Source organism: Cytobacillus solani, from assembly GCF_001420595.1.
Lineage (GTDB): Bacteria > Bacillota > Bacilli > Bacillales > Cytobacillaceae > Cytobacillus > Cytobacillus solani.
Genome location: NZ_LJIX01000006.1, coordinates 244042 through 263038, shown reverse-complemented (window position 1 = coordinate 263038; position 18997 = coordinate 244042). Strand labels below are relative to the sequence as shown.

Sequence of the window (18997 nt, the reverse complement as noted above, 5' to 3'; positions counted from 1 at the left end):
AGAAATCCCCCTTAGACTATTTTTGGCAAGAAAAAAATGAATGCTAAATAGCAACACTCCAGGATTTCTCCGAAAGCGCTCCCATTTAGGCATTCATCTCAGGTTCTCTGCCTTTTTTAAACTTGTTTATAAGTATAGTAGACAGAAATTAAATTAGCAATATAAAATTTATAAAATTTAAATTTATTAGAATTATCCATATTACAAAATATTTATTTTAGTCAGACTTTTTTATATATAATCTTGTTTAATTAGACAGATACACTTGAAAGGGGTACTTTTTTATAGTGCCTGTTTTTTTGAAGATGTTGTATTGCTTATTGGTTTGTTGCTTGTCTTGGAAGTATGGATTAGCTCCCCTTTAAGTCCTTTATAGGTTGAATAACACATAAACAGCATTAATATCGCAAGGGGGATAGAGGTAGCTACAAGTGCTGACTGCAATCCTTGTAAGCCGCCTGTCACAATTAGAACTGCAGATACGGCTGCAATGACGACGCCCCAAATGATCTTTGTGAACGAAGCAGGATTAGGATTTCCATTTTCACTAATCATACCTAGTACAAAAATCGCTGAATCTGCAGAGGTAATAAAGAATATAATCACAAGCACCATGGCCAAAATACTTAAAAACGTACTCATTGGGAAGAAATCAAAAAACTTAAATAAGGCAGACGTCACATCGGAAGAAACAGCTTCTGCAATGGCTGTTTTGCCGTGATTTTGGATAAGATCAAGCGCCGAACCACCCATCACTGCGAACCACAAAAATCCGCCAATAACAGGAATAAAGACAGCCCCCATCATAAATTCTTTAATGGTTCTTCCTTTCGAAATCCTTGCAACAAAGCTTCCTACAAGTGGCGCCCATGCAATCCACCAGCCAAAATAGAATAATGTCCAGCTGCCAATCCATTTCCCCTGCTCGGCATTATACGGCTCCAAGCGAAATGACATGCCTACAAAGTTTTGGACATAATCGCCAATTCCTTGTAAAAAAATTTTTAAGATAGATTGTGTAGGACCGAGGATCAACATAAACCCTAATAAAGCAAAGGCTAATAGCATATTCAAATTGGATAAGTGTTTGATGCCAGCCTGCAACCCAGAAACAGATGAGGAAAGGTAGAGAATGGTTGTAATAGCAATGATGGCTACTTGAGCGTAAAAACTAACCGGAGTCCCCCAAAGATAATGCATGCCGCTATTCACTTGAAGTGTTCCAAATCCTAAGGAAGTAGCAATTCCAATAACGATGGAAAGGATGACAATAATATTTATAAATTTACCAAAAGCACCGTAAATTTTGTCACCTACCAATGGATAGAAAACTGAACTTAAGGATGATGGCAGTTTTTTCCTAAACTGGAAGAAGGCTAATGAAACTCCAACAACAGCATAACATGCCCAAGCGGAAACTCCCCAGTGCAGATAGACAGTTTGCATGGCAAGCTTTGCTGATTGCTCGGAATTTGCTTGACCAAACGGAGGATCTATATAGTAGGAAACAGGTTCTGCTACACCCCAAAATACAAGGCTGATACCAATAGATGCACTAAAAAGCATAGCAATCCAAGTGGCTGTTTTATATTCAGGGCGATCATCGTCATCCCCCAAACGAATATGGCCAAATTTAGAAATGCCGATATACATACAAAAAACAAAGAAAATAAAGGTGCTTCCAAGAATAAACCATCCTAAATTATTATAAATAAAATTTAGTGATGAATTCGAGAATGTCTCTAATTGCTTTGGAGCAAAAACACCCAAACTAATCAACAATAGGCTAAGTACCAAAGAAATATGAAAAACAGCTTTCTTGCTATTCATCTAACCACTCCTTATTCAATTGATTTTAGTACAGGGTTCCTTTATATATGTAAGCGATTTCTAAAATACCAATCGTAAATCGATTGAATATAGTTGTTAGTCAGAAATTAGGATTGGCAACATATAAAAGCTAGAACTTCATATGCTGCCAGTATACTTATTACTCTACCATCACAGATGGCATCAGTGAGCTAACAATCTTAGACACCCTATCGCCAACTTCAGCTGTCGATGCCGCTCCCTTCATATCCGGAGTTAGCACTTCACCTTCTAAAAGCAGCCCTTCAATAGCATCAAGAACGAGTTGACCATATTTTTCATGCCCTATAAAGTCGAGCAGCTGACTTGCAGACCAAATGGCTGCAAGTGGATTAGCTAGACCTTTTCCGGCAATATCCGGTGCAGAGCCATGAATTGGTTCAAACATTGATGGGAAATTTCTTTCTGGATTAATATTCGCACCAGCTGCAAGTCCAATTCCTCCGGCTAAAGCTGCGCCTAAATCTGTTAAAATATCACCAAATAAATTCGACGTAACGACGACTTCAAATCTTTTCGGATCGGAAATCATCAACATTGCAGCTGCATCAACAAGATAAGAAGCCGTTTGGACATCCGGGAATTCTTTTGCAACCTCTTCGAACACTTGATCCCAGAATACCATCGAATAATTTAGGGCATTCCCCTTACTAATGCTTGTAAGTGATTTCCCTGCTTTTCTCGCTGTTTCAAACGCATAGCGGATCACCCGCTCAGTCCCCTTACGCGAAAATACACCGGTTTGCAGCACGACCTCATTTGCCTGCCCCTTGAATAACCAATCGCCAGCACCTGCATATTCACCCTCGCTATTTTCACGGATAAACAGCATATCGATATCTTCACGATTCACGTCTTTCAATGGGCATGGGGCACCTTTAATCAACTTAATGGGACGGATATTAATATATTGATCAAAGCTCTTTCTAATTTTTAACAGTAAATCCCATAGTGAAATATGATCAGGGACACCCGGGAATCCGACTGCGCCTAGAAAAATAGCATCAAAGTCTTTTAATCTCTCAACCCCATCCTCATCCATCATGACACCATGCTGGGAATAATACTCACACCCCCACGGAAAATACGTATATTCAAAATGAAGCGAACCATCTAATTCGGCGATTGTATTTAACACTTTGATCCCTTCTTGAAGTACCTCAGGACCAATTCCATCCCCGGCAATCACTGCAATATTATATATGCTCATTGCTATTCCCCTCGGTTCCAAACAACTAGCTTTAATTCTGTCATTTCTTCCACTGCATATTTAATTCCTTCACGGCCGGTTCCACTCTCTTTTACCCCGCCGTAAGGCATATGGTCAACCCGGAACGTTGGAATATCATTGATCATAACAGCCCCAACTTCCAGCACTTCACTAGCAAGCAATGCTTTATCTACATTTTTCGTATAAACCCCTGCCTGCAGACCGTATCTAGAATCATTCACGTATTCGATAGCTTCTTCAACAGATTTCACTTTATTAACAATAACCACTGGAGCAAACACTTCTTGGCAGGAAACCTTCAGCTTTGGATCTACATTTGTAATAATAGTTGGCTCCAATACACCATCGTCTGTTAATTTTCCGCCGGTTAATACTTCAGCCCCATTCTGTTTCGCCTCTTCAATCCAGCCTAAAGCACGTTCTGTTTCCCTTTCAGAAATTAACGCTGAGATATAAGTATTTGAATCTAGCGGATCACCTATTTTTAATTGTTTTGCTTCCACAGTAAACTTTTCTACAAATTCATCGTACACTTCTTCATGGGCGTAAACGCGCTGTAAGGAGATACAGACCTGTCCTTGATTCGAGAAAGCACCTGTTATATGACGGTCAACAACTTGATCAACATTCGTATCTTTATCTAAAATAACAGCAGCGTTTGAACCAAGCTCCAATGTTGTTCTCTTTAACCCAGCTTTGCTGCGGATTGAAATACCTACTGCCGGGCTGCCAGTAAAGGTAATCATTGCTACACGCTCATCTCTAATTATCGCCTCTCCTACGACAGCCCCTGAACCCATCACCACATTTAACACACCATCTGGCAAACCCGCCTCTTTAAACAGCTCTGCAATATATAGCGCAGATAATGGTGTTTGTGAAGCAGGCTTCAACACGATCGAGTTGCCTGAAGCAATAGCCGGACCTACCTTATGTGCCACTAGATTCATAGGGAAATTAAATGGTGTAATTGCCCCAATCACACCAATCGGCTTGCGTACCGTATAACCGATTCTTCCAACACCGCCAGGAGAAGCATCGAATGGAATCGTTTCTCCGTGAATTCGTTTTGCTTCTTCTGCAGCGAATTTATAGGTTTCAACTGTTCTTAAAACCTCGCCTTTAGCAAATGCAATCGGCTTCGCGGATTCTTTTGAAATAACCTCTGCAGCTTCGTCAATTCTTTCTTCTAACAGCTTTACAACATTTTCTAAAATAGCTGCCCGCTTATAAGCTGGCATTTTAGAGATCACTTGAAATCCTGAAACTGCCACTTTAATAGCATCCTTAGTCAATGTTTCATCTGCGAGTGCAACTTGGGCGATTTCTTCTCCTGAATACGGTGAGAATAGAGGGGCATACTCTGCCCCTTCTACATCTCCACCATTAATAAATAAATGCTTCTTCACTGATATTTTTACTTTTGTCATCGTCCTAACGCCTCCAATACCATTTCGTGAAATTGTACAATTGCCTTTTCAGATGAAGAGTAAACACCTTGGTTAAAGGCACGTGAACGGAAGCCTACTTGCTCCAATTCTACTAATTCAACATCCTCTGCTCTTACTTGTTCAGCAAATGTTACTAAGTCTTGTTCTTCTTGCGTTAAGTTTTCATCTCTGAAAAAGTAAGTATAAACCCCTAAAGTAGTTTCGTGGTCAATTGGGACCATCTGAATCGTTGCCATATTTGCTGGACCTGGATAGATGGTCACCATCAGATTTGGCCATAACCAGTAGAATTCTCCTCCCTGGAACTCTGCTTCATTTAAGTCTGTTGTACCCATTTTTTTATCTGGTTTCACAACAGATGCCTGGACTGAATAGTTTTGACAGGTAACAATTTGGTAGTTTTTCATATCTAACGTTGCGATAAAACTTGGATGGGCTACATGGCAGTGGTCACACTCTAAATAGTTATCAATAAACGCTTTCCAGTTTGCTTTAATAACCCGGGTCTTTTGGTTAATTCTCTTAAGCTCGCCTAAGAATGGGAACTTTCCTAAACGAGCAAAGAAATCACCGTACGCTTCAGCTAAAGGTGCAGCATGATCATCAAGATTAACGAAAATGAGTCCCTCTCCAATTTCCATCCTAACTTGACGCAAACAGCGGTCGCTTACACAATGGGCATCTTCACCAGAAAAGTTTGGAGCCTTATTTAATTGGCCATCTAAATGGAAAGTCCAGCCGTGATAGCCGCAGGCAAAAATTTTCTTTGTTCCTGAGTCAGCTTTTTCAAGCTTTGTTGCACGATGAGGACATACATTGTAGAATGCACGAACAACTTCATCTTTGCCGCGTGTTACAAGAATTGGCTCTCCAGCAACTTCAGTGGTGAAAAATTGACCAACTTTTTCAACTTGGCTTACATGACCGACGAGCTGCCATGACTTTGCAAACACATCATTAATTTCCTGCTGATATACCTGTGGATCTGTATATAGATCATAGGTTAATGTTCTTTTAAATATTTTGCCTGCCTTGTTTATCACTGGATTATAAGTTGCCATTGAAAATACACTCCTTCATTCACTTATTTTTTTAAAAGCTCATTCTTGTATTGCACTAAACACTCCGTTTAATTCCTCCCTAAAAAATGAGTCAGAAACAATTCATCTCGTAAATCTCTTTAACACTACAAATATAGTGTAAAGCGTTTACAGGATGCAGAATATTTAGTTAAATTAGAATAAGAGCATTTATAAATAGATAAATCTTACTGCACTTATTTATAAATTAATGCAATTATCGTGCCAACTTTTAAAAACCTTCTATATCATTGGAAAGTGTCAATCTTTCTTCAAATTTCACCAGGAATTTGAGTCGTTTTCAACTCATATGAACTAAAAACAACTCATTTAGGAAGGAGATAGAGCTCGATGTTAGATAAAATACAAATACCAGAAATTACAGGAGAAACATTAAGAAGAATTCTTGATCATTCATCCGATGAGATTTTTGTCATTGATAAAGACCAGCGGATTATTTTTGTGAATAGTGTGTGTGAAAAACATTACGGTTTAAAGCCCTCAGAAGTTGTAGGCAAATGTAACATAGAATTACTTGAGAAGGGGTATTGGAAACCATCCATTGTTCCATTGGTTTTTGAACAGAAGAAGCCAGTATCCATCAAGCAAACTACTTATATTGGGGCAGAATTAATAACAACGGCTGTTCCAATTTTAAATGAGGATAATGAAATTGAACTAGTAGTAACTACCTCACAGGAGATACAAACCTTTAAAAATATTAAAAAGAGCAGAGAAAGTAATCCTGCCAGCATCAATAGCTCTACACCAATTACAAATTGCAGCAAGATGAAAGACCTTTTAAAGGTTTGCGAAAAAATAGCTAAAGTGGATTCGACCATTCTTATTCAAGGAGAGTCCGGAACAGGGAAAGGGGTATTGGCTCATTACATTCATGAGATTAGCAAACGGAAACACAAAACATTTCTAAAAATAAATTGTGCTGCCCTGCCTGGGGATTTGCTCGAATCTGAGCTTTTCGGCTATGCCGAAGGGGCATTTACCGGGGCCAGCAAATACGGGAAAAAAGGGCTGCTGGAATTAGCAGACCAAGGAACATTATTTCTTGATGAGATCGGCGAGATGCCTTTATCATTGCAGGCCAAATTGCTGCAAGTTATCCAAGAGAAACAATTTATACCGATTGGAAAAAACGAAATAAAAAAAGTAGATGTTCGCATTATCGCTGCAACCAACCGCGATTTGGTGGATATGGTTAGTAAAAATCAATTTCGCGAAGATTTATTTTATCGCCTGAATATCATCGATCTCCATCTGCCGCCCTTAAGGGAGCGCAGGGAAGATATTATTCCACTGACCTATAATTTTTTATATAAATTTAATAAGAAATATGAGATGAATAAAATTATCTCACAGGAATGCTTAGACATGTTTTATTCATACTCTTGGCCGGGAAACATCCGTCAGCTTGAAAATGTCATGGAGAGGCTTGTTGTTACAAGCGACTCGATTATCCAAATCAGTGACTTGCCGGAGTTAATCACAAGGAATATCCGACCACAGGCCCAATACACACTCCCATCAAAGCTCGATGATGCCCTAGAACATGTAAAGAAAACATTAGTTGTTCAATCGTATAAAAAATATAAAAGTTCAAGAAAGGTTGCAAAAGATTTAAACATCAGTCAAACGAAGGCGGTAAAGCTCATTAACCAGTATTGCGGAGGGATGGTGGGAAAAATTTGATTTTGAAAAGACCTGTCTCTTTATAAAATAATGCAGCAGGTCTTTTCAATTTCAACCACAAAAGAAGCTTCCCGCTAAACGCTATGAAGATGCTAGTTAGAAGCCGTGTTCTATTAACCACTTCATAATGCTTTCCTCTCTGTTCTTACTATTTTCATACCTCCTATCGAATTTGCTCATTTTCTTCTGTGCAACAAGATTCCCATCTAACATAAACAAGACTCTTTCAGTTTTTGCAGCCACCTTGGCATCATGCGTGACAAGTATGACTGTTGTCCCTTTTCTATTAATCTCTGTAAGAATTGACATAATTTCTACTGTTGATTTGGAATCCAGCGCTCCGGTCGGTTCATCTCCAAAAATAATGTCCGGTTCATTTATTAATGCCCTGCAAATAGCGACTCTCTGCAGCTGTCCTCCAGAGCCTTGAGTAATTGTATTATTTGCAAGCTTTTCAATACCTGTCATTTTCAATAGTTTCTTTGCTTTAAGATTTACCGCATGTTTATCGGCACCTTTTGATACGAGAGCAGGAAACATCACATTGTCGATCAGTGATAGATTCTTTAAGAGGTTAATATCCTGAAAAATAAACCCCATGTTATTCAAGCGAATCCGCGCTAGTTGCTCTTCTTTTAGACTGGTGATTTCACTGCCTTTAAACTTTACACTGCCGGAACTTACTTTATCCATACCGCTTATATTATAAAGCAATGTTGTTTTCCCACTTCCCGATGGCCCCATAACCGATACGAATTCACCTTCTTCGATTTCCAGGTTTATATCTTTTAAGATATGAAGCTCATGATCATTTCCTAATTTTACCTTTTTGTTCATATTTCTTGCTTCTACTATCAGACTCATTTATATCCCCCTTGCAAACTAATAAAATTCACATCTACTATCTTAAAGTTACAGATAAATCATCTTTTACAGCTACTTTACAAGACACAAATATCGTAATACCAACTATTACAATCAATGCTAATGGACATAACAGCCAAGTCTGCCATGCAACATTAATTAATTCAATTTTTGCAGCTCCCATAAAAGTCATAGCTATACTTACTAGGATCTCTCCTAAATAACTGGAAGCGAATGCTCCAAATATGATTCCAAATACGAGTACCGTCAACGTTCCTGCCAAATATTGATGACTAATATTTTTAGAAGTTAAACCCATACTTCGCATAATGGCAATCTGAGACATATCCTTTGATAATAACATCCGGAGGAATAGTACAGTAATCAACACAATAATCATGACAGCAATGGCAATTCCCCCTAATACCATGGTGTACATTTGTTCAATAATATTTCCAAGTGTCTGTTGTGTGTATTCTTTAATATCATTAACTTGTGCAGAATCATACGTATTCTGATAGTCGTTCATTTTCTCGTGAATATCCACACCGGGCGCCACATCCATGCTCACAATATACCAAAGAACGGCTTCCTTATTTATTTCAAGACTTGCATCTGCTTTTGCTGTTTTTCCGCCATTTGTAATATCTTGATAAATACCAGTCACTCTCAACGTCTTTTCTTTCCCATTAACCTTTACTATTACCTCATCTCCAACCCTCTTGTTTAATGCGTCTTTTGAGGCATTCGCATAAGATAGTGAGATTTCTCCTTCAGCCTTTGGTGCCCTTCCTTCAAGGTATTCTAATGGGAATATGGAAAAATCCCCAATTTCAATATTAATATAGTCCCATGAATCTTCAGTATTTTTAATCTGGTATGAACTCGTGACGTATGCTGCGTTTTTCACAATCTCGGAATCATTTTTTATCTCTTCGAGCAGCTTGTTAAAATCTTCTGTTATTGTATCTGTCTTTCGAAAATCAATTCTAATATCGGATTTTTCAATGCCCATGTATGTAGAAAATTTTGGTGAATTCATGGTGTTATAAAGATTGATAGGAAGTATGATAATAAATGTACATACGATAAAAATTAAGAACAGCAGTCTATATAGTTTGCGTCGTATCCAAACATCCCTAAGTCCCATATAGATATTGGTGCTAAACCATTTATTCTTTTGCAGTGGAAAACTGTATTTGCGGTTCTTTCCACGCTCCATAATATTGGAACGTAAGGCTTCCACCACTGAAATTTTATCGATTCTTTTCAGTACTTTCTTGCAGTACATGACAATCATGAAATAAAACATAATTGGAGCGATAAGTGAAAGTACATACTTCAAATTTCCTGATAAATCTGAGGATATATAAAGTTTCATGTTACCGTTAATCAGATTAACAATTGCAAAGGAAAGCAAATACCCGATTGTACCAGCTAGTACCGACATCATTCTATATTTGTTCAGATATACCTTACTTATTTCCATTTTGGATATACCGATAGCTTTCATTACACCAATTTCTCTTATATCTTCATCAATCGTTGCTAAAAACGTAAGTCTAATACAGAGAAAACTAATAATAATCAATAGAATACTGATTAGTATAATGACCATGGCCACTGCGGTATCTGACAAAGCATTAAATACCAGGAATATTTTCCCATCTATTGCAGGACCGTTTGCTGGAAGTCCAGCTTCAATATAGGCAGTCTGAACAGCCAAGGAATCCCCGTTTTCATTTAGTTTGAATTCGATGAGATATTCTATTTCTCCTACCTGAAATTTCCGCATTTCATCATAGTCAACTTGATTCACAACAAACCGTTTCGAAGAAGTAAGAGAAGAGTTCATCTCATAATCTCTTGCATAATCGGAAATGACAAACTCTTTTTCATAGTCTCCATTTTTCACTGTAATTGTTTCACCGATTTTTAAATCATAATATTGCATGAAATAAATAGGAACCGCGACCTCACCTTCCATTACCTCAAGCTTTTCGTTGTCTAGATTTAAGATGAAGTCAAATTTTTCATTCTGAACAACAAATGAAATATCCTGTACAGTTCCCGACATCGTTTGATTTTTGCCAAAATGAATATGTCTTCCATCAAGCGTCAGAAGAACCATTGTCTCCTGCATCGCAATATTCTCACGATGTTTCTCAGTAAATTGATCAATCCCTGCCTGATCAAATTCTCCAGAATGCATCTGTGTAATATCAGCTGGCACTGCACGTTCCTGTAATTCTGACATCGATTGAATCAAATTGGCAATATTGTTGATCGCGCTAGCTGCCAAAATAACTGCCATCGTAATAAATACAAATACTGCTGTCGTTATTATTTTGGTCCTTTTAAAATCGTTCTTTACAATCTTAAAAAACATCACTTTCCCCCTGACTTTGTATTCCTCTTCTTTAGTATCCAGATTATTGAGAGAGTCATTCTAACTGCAAGCTCCCTTCATTTCCATCTTCTATTAGTAATTTCTATGTTTTTCACTAAATGGAGATCCTATATTATTCATTATCGTTGCTGTCTTCGCCACCAAACAGTTGCATGATGTACATAAGGCTTCCGCTTTCTGTACCAAGCAGCCTTTCTAAGTTGAAAACAAACGCACGTATACGTGATACTCTTTCTTCATTCGTCATCTCCACCATATCATCATCAAAAACAGTATTCATATATGCCACAACCATCTCCATGCACTCATACGGGAACGGCGTATCAAACAGTCCCTGCTCAATGCCCTCGCGGATAATACCTGCTAGTATCCCAGGAACGTTGTTAATGATGACCTTCTGTATTTTCTGATGCATAAGCGCGTTCTGCGGCTTATGCATGTGCTCCTTGATTTCCTCGCCGCTATCCCCCTTTACATTTAAAGCCATTACAACACCAATAATGCGCTCATTTACAGGTATGCTCTTGTCTACAGCAACTTCCCTTGCTGCATGTAAAATACGGTCACCATATCGATCAATCAGCGCATCCATAATAGCCTCCTTCGATTGGAAGTGGTAATAAAGCGTTCCTCTTGCAATTCCGACCTTTTCTAGAATATCTTTTGTACTTGTTCCGTCAAAACCCTTCTGACCAAAGAGCTCCTCCGCTGCATCAAGTATTTCATTTCTACGTATCTCTGCATCTTTTACAACTCTCATTTTTACATCTCCTTGTTTTATAGACCGACTGTCTGTCAGCATTAGCATAACACACCGTCGTTACTTGTCAATAGTTTGGAAAAACAGGGGATATAAAACAAAACTAAGAGGCCACTGAAAATTTCAGTGACCTCAAACAAAATGGTATTTTTAATGATTCATGACTGATAAAACTTTGTTTCATTAAGGGATTGCATGATTTATGGGTAATGTGATTGTGAATTTTGTCCCTTGCTGTAATGAACTCTCTACTGCAATCACACCCTCATGCGCTTCAATTAAACTTTTCACAATCGCCATACCTAACCCTGTTCCTTCAGATTTTTGTTCGGTTGTTGTGCCCCGGTAATAACGATTAAACAAATTTTGCTGCGTTTCCTTTGTCAAACCGATTCCATTATCTTGGATACAGATGGTTAATATACTTTGGTCCTTTACCAAGGTAGTTGTAATTGTAATAGGCGCTTCATTGTGGATTACTGCATTTATATATATATTTTGCAGTGCCCGTTTTAATAAATGAGAATCAACTTCCATCACTAAAGCATCGAGTTCCGTATACATTTCAAATTGATGTTTTTGCGCTCGCAAATCATTGCTAACATCAGCAAGCACTTGTTGGATAAAAGTAACAATATTTTGTGCTGTTTTACTAATGGGCACCAATTGTGCGCCCTCAAAACGTATGGCTAAATTTAGATCTTCTACAAGCTGCTCCATATGTGTCCCTTTATCATCAATTTCTTGAATGAAATTATGCTGCTCCTCTTTTGACCAATCATAATCCGGGCTTAGTAATAATTTAGAATATCCTTTAATGTAGGTTAATGGTGTTTTTAAATCATGTGAAACTCCTGCAATCCAATCCCGCTTCGACTCTTCTACCTGCTCACGTTCGCCCTTTGCTTTTTCTAGCTGTGAGCGCAGGTCAGAAAGCTGTGAGATCACTTCCTGATATAATCGATAGCGAATTTTCAACTTTCCTTTGCGTGTATATATTTTTTTTTGCTCTTGAAGAGTAGTATAATCCTCATGAGCAAGCTGGTTAATCCCCTTCATCACAAGCATTAAGGGACTGCCAAAATACCAGCCAAATAGAATTATGCATAACAGTGTCACAATACAAATAACAATGGGCACTATCCACTCATACTTCTCACCAGCAAGCCCGAACTTTGGTAAAATAAGCTGCATAATAATTGGTATTATGATAGCTAAAAGCAATAACCAAAAAGCAAATCCTAATAATAGGTATCGAATAAAGCGGTGTTGAACTTTCACCTTGTATCACCTGTTGGAGGAATAAACTTATAGCCAATGCCTCGCAAGTTAACGATAATCGTTGGATTTCTCGAATGATCACCTAACTTTTTACGCAGCTTTGCAATATGAATTGTGACCGTTTTCTCTTCTCCAAACACATCCTCTCCCCATACAAGCTCATAAATTTTTGAAGTCGTAAACACACGGTTTGGGTTTTTACAAAAGAAATGCAATAATTCTAATTCCTTTGCAGTAGCTTTTACTGCTTCCCCATGCACAGTTAATAAAGCCTCATCCGGTGAAAATGAAAATGTGTTGTATTCATAGATTTTCTTTTCAAATAGCCCTATCCTATTTTCGTACACTCTCTGTCTGCGCAAAATGGCACGTATTCTCGCCACCACTTCAAGTGGATTAAAAGGCTTTGTAATATAATCGTCCCCGCCAATACTAAGCCCTGTTAATTTATCAAAGTCACTAGAACGTGCACTAATAAATAAAATGGGCGCTGTCGTTTGCTGACGAATCGCTGAACATAACGCAAACCCATCACCATCTGGCAGCATGACATCTAATAAAATAATATCGAATTCTTTTTCCTCTATAGCCCGCAATGCCTCTTCTTTTGTTGATGCTGTTGTAATATTGGAAAAGTGCTCTCTTTTCAAAGTGATATCTAGCATTTTTAAAATGCCCATTTCATCATCCACAATTAAAATCCTTGCATGATCTGTCATACATTTTCCTCTTTTTATTTTCATTCTAGCATTTTTCCCCACCCCTACCCACCTTTCAAATAAAAATTTCGTACATTTTCCATTCTGTTTACTTTGTTTTTACTTTCATCTTTTAAGCTGTAAATAAGCAAGTAGAAACAGGAGGCTTATGTATGACCTATATTATTCAGACACACCAGTTAACAAAACGATTTACACTCGATCCTGTCATTACCAATGTGAACATGAATATAAAAGAAGGAGAAATTTATGGGTTTCTTGGACCAAATGGTGCTGGTAAAACCACGATAATGAAAATGATATTAAACTTAGTTAAACCGACATCCGGTGAAATCATTATTCAAAACGAGCAGATCACTAAAGATTCTTATCATTATTTAAAAGACATCGGCAGTTTAATTGAATATCCAGTATTTTACGATAACCTTACCGCCTATCAAAACCTGCAATTGCATTGTGCATATATAGGATATAAAGATCATAATCGCATTGTTAAGGTTTTAGAAATTGTAGGACTCAGGGAGATAGAGAAGAAAAAGGTAAAAGAATTTTCACTCGGTATGCGCCAACGCCTAGCAATTGCACGTGCAATTGTCACAAAACCAAAAATATTAATATTGGATGAGCCAGTTAATGGGCTGGATCCAATCGGCATAAAAGAAATGCGTGAGTTATTTATCAAATTAAAAAAACAGTATGGAATGACCATTATAATTTCCAGCCATATTGTCTCTGAAATTGAGTCCATTGCCGATACAATTGGCATATTACATCATGGTAAATTAATTGAAGAAATCACAATGACTGAACTCCGCAAGCTGCAACAGCCAATGATTGAAATGGTAGTGAGTGACACTGATAAGGCAAAGCGTTTACTAGAAGAGGCGTTTGGTGCTAAAGTACAAATCTTTAGCGAAAAAACGCTGCAGATTACAAAAATAAACGAAAAGACAACCTCTATGACAAAGCATCTAATTCTTAATGGGGTAGATATCGAGAAAGTGGAAATAAGGCAGCAAACATTGGAAGAATACTTTGTTCGCCGCATTAACGGAGGGATCACAAATGCTGCAGATCATGAAGCTTGAATGGAACAAAAATCAGATGACACGTTATTTTAAAACCTTTGTATGCTGTATTTTGAGCATCTATGGTTTTGTCACATTAATAGCAATTGACAGTGGAGATATGGGTTCGTTCCAAGAATTTATGTCACTTATTACAGTTATCTCCAATATTACATTCATTACTTTTGGCAGTGTCATTCTATCGCGCTTAATCATTTCGGAATTTCGAACGAAAACGATGCAAGTGCTATTCACATACCCAATCGAGCGAAAAAAATTGTTACTGGCTAAATTAATCCTTGCCTATACCTTTACGACAGGAAGTTTATTGATTGGTATTTGTTTTATGCAAGTGATCACATTATTTCTACAGCCTTCTATCGGACTATTTGCAGGCACAATCACTTGGCAAGAAATAATAGCCACTTTTCCCAAAACAGTCACAAACGCATTTTCAATGGGTGCGATTGCATTAATTCCATTGTTTTTCGGCATGCGAAAAAAATCAACAGCGACAACGATTACCTCAGCTGTCATTATTGGCTTTTTAGTAAATTCAACGGTTTCAGATAGTGGAAAGACATTTAGCCTAGCCGATGTCGTCATTATTCCACTGATTCTAGCGCTGCTTGGAATCGGCATTGCTTATTTATCCTTCCGTCATATTGATAGAAAGGATGTAGCCTAATGAAACGAACAATTTTAGCAGTACTATTGCTCGGAATTGTAGGCACAGCTATTTTTTTTCTATATATAAAACAACCCGCTAAAACTATAACAATTGGTGAGTATGAAGCGGTGTCCCATCTCGATGTGTCACTTGATATGTTAAATACCGAATTTATCAACTCATCTGATGATAAAATACATGTACAAATAAAAGGACATCAATTAAATAAAAATATGGTAAACATTCGAGAAGAATACAATAGATTGGTGATGGAAGAGCAGCAACAAAAGAAAAAATGGACAGATCATATTCACATTCGTCAGACAACTATTCTCGTACAGCTACCTAAAGGTCAACTTAAAACACTTACACTTCATACGGATGATAGTAACTTAAATATTAATGACTTAGTGCTGGAATCAGTAGAGGTAAGGACTTCTGCGGGCGATGTCATTCTAGAAAATATGTCCATCTCATATGCAGATATCCAATCAAAAGATGGTAGTGTGTCAATAGCTGAAAGTACAATTGAAAACCTTTCGATTACGACAAATGCAGGTGATGTTGCCATAAAAGAAAGCAAGGGCATCACTCATAAGATACAAACAGTTGATGGGCAAATTTATATAACAGAGGCAAAGGAACAGCCAAAGGTTCAAGCAAAAAGTGCTTCAGGAGATATTCGTATTCACTATAAAAAAACACCCGATTCCCTTCGATTGACAACTGCTGGTGAAGATATTGAAATACTGTTACCACATTATAATAAGAAAGCACATATTATTGGTAAAGGCGTTAACATGCTTTCAGCTGAAACGGAAGATGGTGCAGTTTTGATAAAGTAGCCCACCATTCTTTTAAATTTCACAGATTGATAATCAAACGGAATAAAGCTTATAAAAAGAACCCCCCCTCTTTCATTAGGAGGGGGTAAAATACTTAGTATGTAAATTGCGAACATGAAGATCATGTACATGTTAATACCCTTGAAAACCTTGAAATATCACGAATTGGGTCAGATTACACCATGCCGCCCGTGAAGAGAAAACTGGATGACAACTTTATTTTGACTTTTAAACGAGTACAGTTTAGTTTTTCAGTGGAATTTTGTATTGGTTGATGAATAATCTAATCCATTTGTTTATCCACTGAAATTTTTACATTAAGCAAACATAAGCTCTGAAAGGTTTTCAACAACGTAATCTGGATGTAGTTTTATTCACCTACTTAAACTTAGCTGTTGAACCAGATCTAGTTCAAGCGCTTTCAAAAGTTTCTTTTGTTTCCATTGCCCATTGTTTATTCCTTTGTTGGTTTTAATTTTATAGGTTTAGGATTGGCGCCTATTTTTCCATCATGCTTCACGCGATGCCTGCTCGCTTTGGGAAGAGATTAGTCACAGACGATGGTACGTTATCAAATGGACGCTGGCCTATAATGGAAGTACATTCTTATCTCCCCTTCTTGGATTCATTGCTACTCATTTATAAATAGACGTATTCCCGTTTGTTATCGTGTTTTATATGATTGTAATACTCATAGGTTCAGAAAAGCTCAATTTTTTAATGAGAACACGTCTTTGTATAATTGAGAAGGTTTTGACGACGATTAAGTAGGAAGCACAGGAACGGTACTAGTGTTTTTTTGCGAGGAAGCTAGAGAAGCTTCTCCATGCTTCCTCCATTTTTATTACCTTCTTCAGCTTCATCTTCCACTAAAAAACCGGCAAGGATCGACAATCACGATTACGTTGAAAGAACAAGCGCTGATATTTCCAGCCGCATCTGTAGCCGTACATGTGACAGTTGTTGTCCCCCGAGGAAAAAAGGAACCTGATGCCGGGGTGCAGACAGCTGTTGCGCCAGGACAGTTATCGATTACAGTAGGATCTGGAAAGCTGACAAATGCTCCATTACTTCCAGGATCATTAAATACCGTTATATCGTCAGAACAAGTAATCACTGGAGGTTCAGAATCGACTATTGTAACTGTAAAAGAGCATTCGGCAGTATTGCCAGCGCTATCAGTCGCAGTACAAATAACTGGTGTGATGCCTACACTAAAAAAGGTTCCTGATGCAGGGGAGCACGAAACCATCACACCAGGGCAGTTGTCGCTTGCAATTGGAGCCGGAAAGTTGACAATTGCTCCACATTGGCCAGGAGCATTTGATGTCATAATATCATTAGAACAAGTGATGTTCGGCGCTTGGGTGTCTTCGACAGTAACGGTAAATGAACAGGAATCAACTACAATTCCGGAGGCGTCTGTTAGCGTACATGTCACCATCGTCGCCCCTACAGGGAAAAAGGAACCGGAACCCGGGCTGCATGATGCAATAGCTCCAATACAGTTACCTGAAACGGTAGGAGTAGGATAGTTTACTACAGCTCCGCATTGGTTGAGATCATTTGCTACCGTGATATCGGCGGGACATACTATTTCGGGCTCACAGTCGTTGAGTAAAATCGAAATTGTGCCAGATGTAAAGTTTGTGACTGCTAGATCAACCAGTCCGTCTCCATTAAAATCGGCTGACGCTAGCGAGGTTGGGCCAAGTCCGCCACTTGAAAAAGGACTTCCAGGCGCGAGAGTGAATCCTCCCGTCCCATTTCCTAAAAGCAGCGAGATTGTGTTGTCGCTTGTGTTTGTGACCGCGATGTCTGGAATCCCATCGCAATTAAATTCCCCAAACGTAATATCACGTGTACCACCTATACCTCCGGTTGGAAAAGGACTACCAGAAGCTAGGGCGAATGCTCCCGAGCCATTCCCTAAAAGCACTGAGACAGCGTTGTTAATAAAGTCCGTGACAGCAAGGTCCAGAAATCCATCTCCATTAAAATCCGTGGCAATGATCTCTGCAAATACTGAACCTCCACTTGGAAAAGGACTTCCAGGACCTAAGGCGAATGCCCCTGCTCCATTCCCTAAAAACACTGCGATGGTGCCTGTAGAGTTTGAGACAGCGAGGTCAGCAAACCCGTCTCCGTTAAAATCGGCTGAAATGACGGCGGTTGGAGCAGCACTTATCAAATTAACACCGAAAACAAAGCTCCCCGTCCCGTTACCTATAAACACAGCGACATTGCCGTTTTGGTTTGAGACAGCGAGGTCAGGAATCCCGTCCCCATTAAAATCGGCAGAAGCAATATCGGATGCAGACAAACCTCCGCTAGAAAAAGGACTTCCGGGAGCGAGGGTGAACGCTCCGGTCCCATTCCCTAAAAACACCGAAACAGTATTGCCAATCCCATTCACAACAGCAAGATCAGGAAACCCGTCTCCATTAAAATCATCGGAAATGATCGAATCTGGACTCAGGCCGCTGCTAGAAAACGGACTTCCGGGAGCCGAAGCGAAACCGCCTGAGCCATTCCCTAAAAACACTGAGATATTGGCGGAAGTCTGATTTGTGACAGCGAGGTCGGGATTTCCATCCCCATTAAAATCTGCGACAACAAGATTAACCGGAGCAACACCACCGCTTAGGAAAGTTGATGTCTGAAATGATGGACAAGGCATAGTAAAACCTCCAAATTTGCTTTCATTGGAAAAAGATGAGGACTTTATTTGAAAAAGGAATTTCTTGATGGTGCGGGAGCCATATCTTTACATTAATTTCACTATAAAATTTTCATTGAGAACAAAAAATTGATTTTTTCATTCTACAACCTATGCTCAATTTTGAAATAAATGTAAAACAATATACCTCATATCCTGTGCTTCACTTGTAATCGGTTGTACAAATAGCCCTCTCTGTACCAATGTTTACATTATTATTGTATGGATTTTTGGATAATGAGATTGGGTTATTTATTGTTTTTAAATTAGCTTGGCTCCTGTACTTTAGTACAAGCAAATTTAGATTTTCATTATATGATATTGG

14 protein-coding genes are annotated in these 18997 nt (G+C 38.5%); 4 read left to right on the top strand and 10 right to left on the bottom strand.

Features of this window, described 5'->3' with window-relative positions; translation table 11 throughout:
* Positions 1 to 282: 282 nt before the first annotated feature.
* The 4 genes from AN957_RS03220 to AN957_RS03205 form a co-directional block, all read right to left on the bottom strand.
* Positions 283 to 1830: a BCCT family transporter gene (locus AN957_RS03220; protein WP_053478112.1), complete on the bottom strand. Its 1548-nt coding sequence runs from the start codon at positions 1828 to 1830 to the stop codon at positions 283 to 285.
* A 160-nt stretch (positions 1831 to 1990) separates the two neighbouring features.
* The gene (locus AN957_RS03215) at positions 1991 to 3079 is read right to left on the bottom strand and encodes a tartrate dehydrogenase (RefSeq protein WP_053478111.1); all 1089 of its coding nucleotides are present in this window, start codon (positions 3077 to 3079) and stop codon (positions 1991 to 1993) included.
* Between the two features lie 2 nt (positions 3080 to 3081).
* A complete protein-coding gene (locus AN957_RS03210) occupies positions 3082 to 4530 on the bottom strand; it encodes an aldehyde dehydrogenase family protein (RefSeq protein WP_053478110.1) in 1449 nt (482 codons plus the stop codon).
* Entirely contained in the window at positions 4527 to 5612 is a 1086-nt protein-coding gene (locus AN957_RS03205; RefSeq protein WP_053478109.1) for an aromatic ring-hydroxylating oxygenase subunit alpha, read from the bottom strand. The genes AN957_RS03210 and AN957_RS03205 overlap by 4 nt, the downstream gene beginning before the upstream one ends.
* A gap of 369 nt (positions 5613 to 5981) precedes the next feature.
* On the opposite strand from AN957_RS03205, the gene AN957_RS03200 reads away from it, so the two are divergent.
* Positions 5982 to 7337: a sigma-54 interaction domain-containing protein gene (locus AN957_RS03200; RefSeq protein ID WP_142108190.1), complete on the top strand. Its 1356-nt coding sequence runs from the start codon at positions 5982 to 5984 to the stop codon at positions 7335 to 7337.
* A 96-nt stretch (positions 7338 to 7433) separates the two neighbouring features.
* On the opposite strand, the gene AN957_RS03195 is transcribed toward AN957_RS03200, so the two are convergent.
* From AN957_RS03195 to AN957_RS03175, 5 genes are all read right to left on the bottom strand, one after another.
* Entirely contained in the window at positions 7434 to 8201 is a 768-nt protein-coding gene (locus AN957_RS03195) for an ABC transporter ATP-binding protein (RefSeq protein WP_053478108.1), read from the bottom strand.
* A gap of 37 nt (positions 8202 to 8238) precedes the next feature.
* Positions 8239 to 10590 carry an ABC transporter permease gene (locus AN957_RS03190; protein ID WP_056682252.1) on the bottom strand — a complete coding sequence of 784 codons (2352 nt, stop codon included), beginning with the start codon at positions 10588 to 10590 and terminating at the stop codon, positions 8239 to 8241.
* A gap of 133 nt (positions 10591 to 10723) precedes the next feature.
* A complete protein-coding gene (locus AN957_RS03185; RefSeq protein ID WP_053478106.1) occupies positions 10724 to 11371 on the bottom strand; it encodes a TetR/AcrR family transcriptional regulator in 648 nt (215 codons plus the stop codon).
* Between the two features lie 183 nt (positions 11372 to 11554).
* Positions 11555 to 12652, bottom strand: coding sequence for a sensor histidine kinase (locus tag AN957_RS03180; RefSeq protein WP_056682249.1), 1098 nt, complete (start codon positions 12650 to 12652; stop codon positions 11555 to 11557).
* On the bottom strand, positions 12649 to 13371 hold the full coding sequence (locus AN957_RS03175; protein ID WP_053478144.1) for a response regulator transcription factor: 723 nt from the start codon (positions 13369 to 13371) through the stop codon (positions 12649 to 12651). The genes AN957_RS03180 and AN957_RS03175 overlap by 4 nt, the downstream gene beginning before the upstream one ends.
* A 152-nt stretch (positions 13372 to 13523) precedes the next feature.
* Between AN957_RS03175 and AN957_RS03170 the strand changes: the two genes are divergently transcribed.
* The 3 genes from AN957_RS03170 to AN957_RS03160 are packed head-to-tail and all read left to right on the top strand — an operon-like array spanning position 13524 to position 15953.
* Complete coding sequence (locus AN957_RS03170) at positions 13524 to 14459, top strand: ABC transporter ATP-binding protein (RefSeq protein WP_053478104.1); 936 nt, start codon at positions 13524 to 13526, stop codon at positions 14457 to 14459.
* Entirely contained in the window at positions 14437 to 15126 is a 690-nt protein-coding gene (locus AN957_RS03165; RefSeq protein WP_056682248.1) for an ABC transporter permease, read from the top strand. The genes AN957_RS03170 and AN957_RS03165 overlap by 23 nt, the downstream gene beginning before the upstream one ends.
* Positions 15126 to 15953: a DUF4097 family beta strand repeat-containing protein gene (locus AN957_RS03160; protein WP_053478102.1), complete on the top strand. Its 828-nt coding sequence runs from the start codon at positions 15126 to 15128 to the stop codon at positions 15951 to 15953. Before AN957_RS03165 ends, AN957_RS03160 begins: the two co-directional genes overlap by 1 nt.
* 859 nt (positions 15954 to 16812) lie before the next feature.
* On the opposite strand, the gene AN957_RS26585 is transcribed toward AN957_RS03160, so the two are convergent.
* Complete coding sequence (locus AN957_RS26585) at positions 16813 to 18633, bottom strand: FG-GAP-like repeat-containing protein (RefSeq protein ID WP_075209074.1); 1821 nt, start codon at positions 18631 to 18633, stop codon at positions 16813 to 16815.
* Between the last annotated feature and the right edge of the window lie 364 nt (positions 18634 to 18997).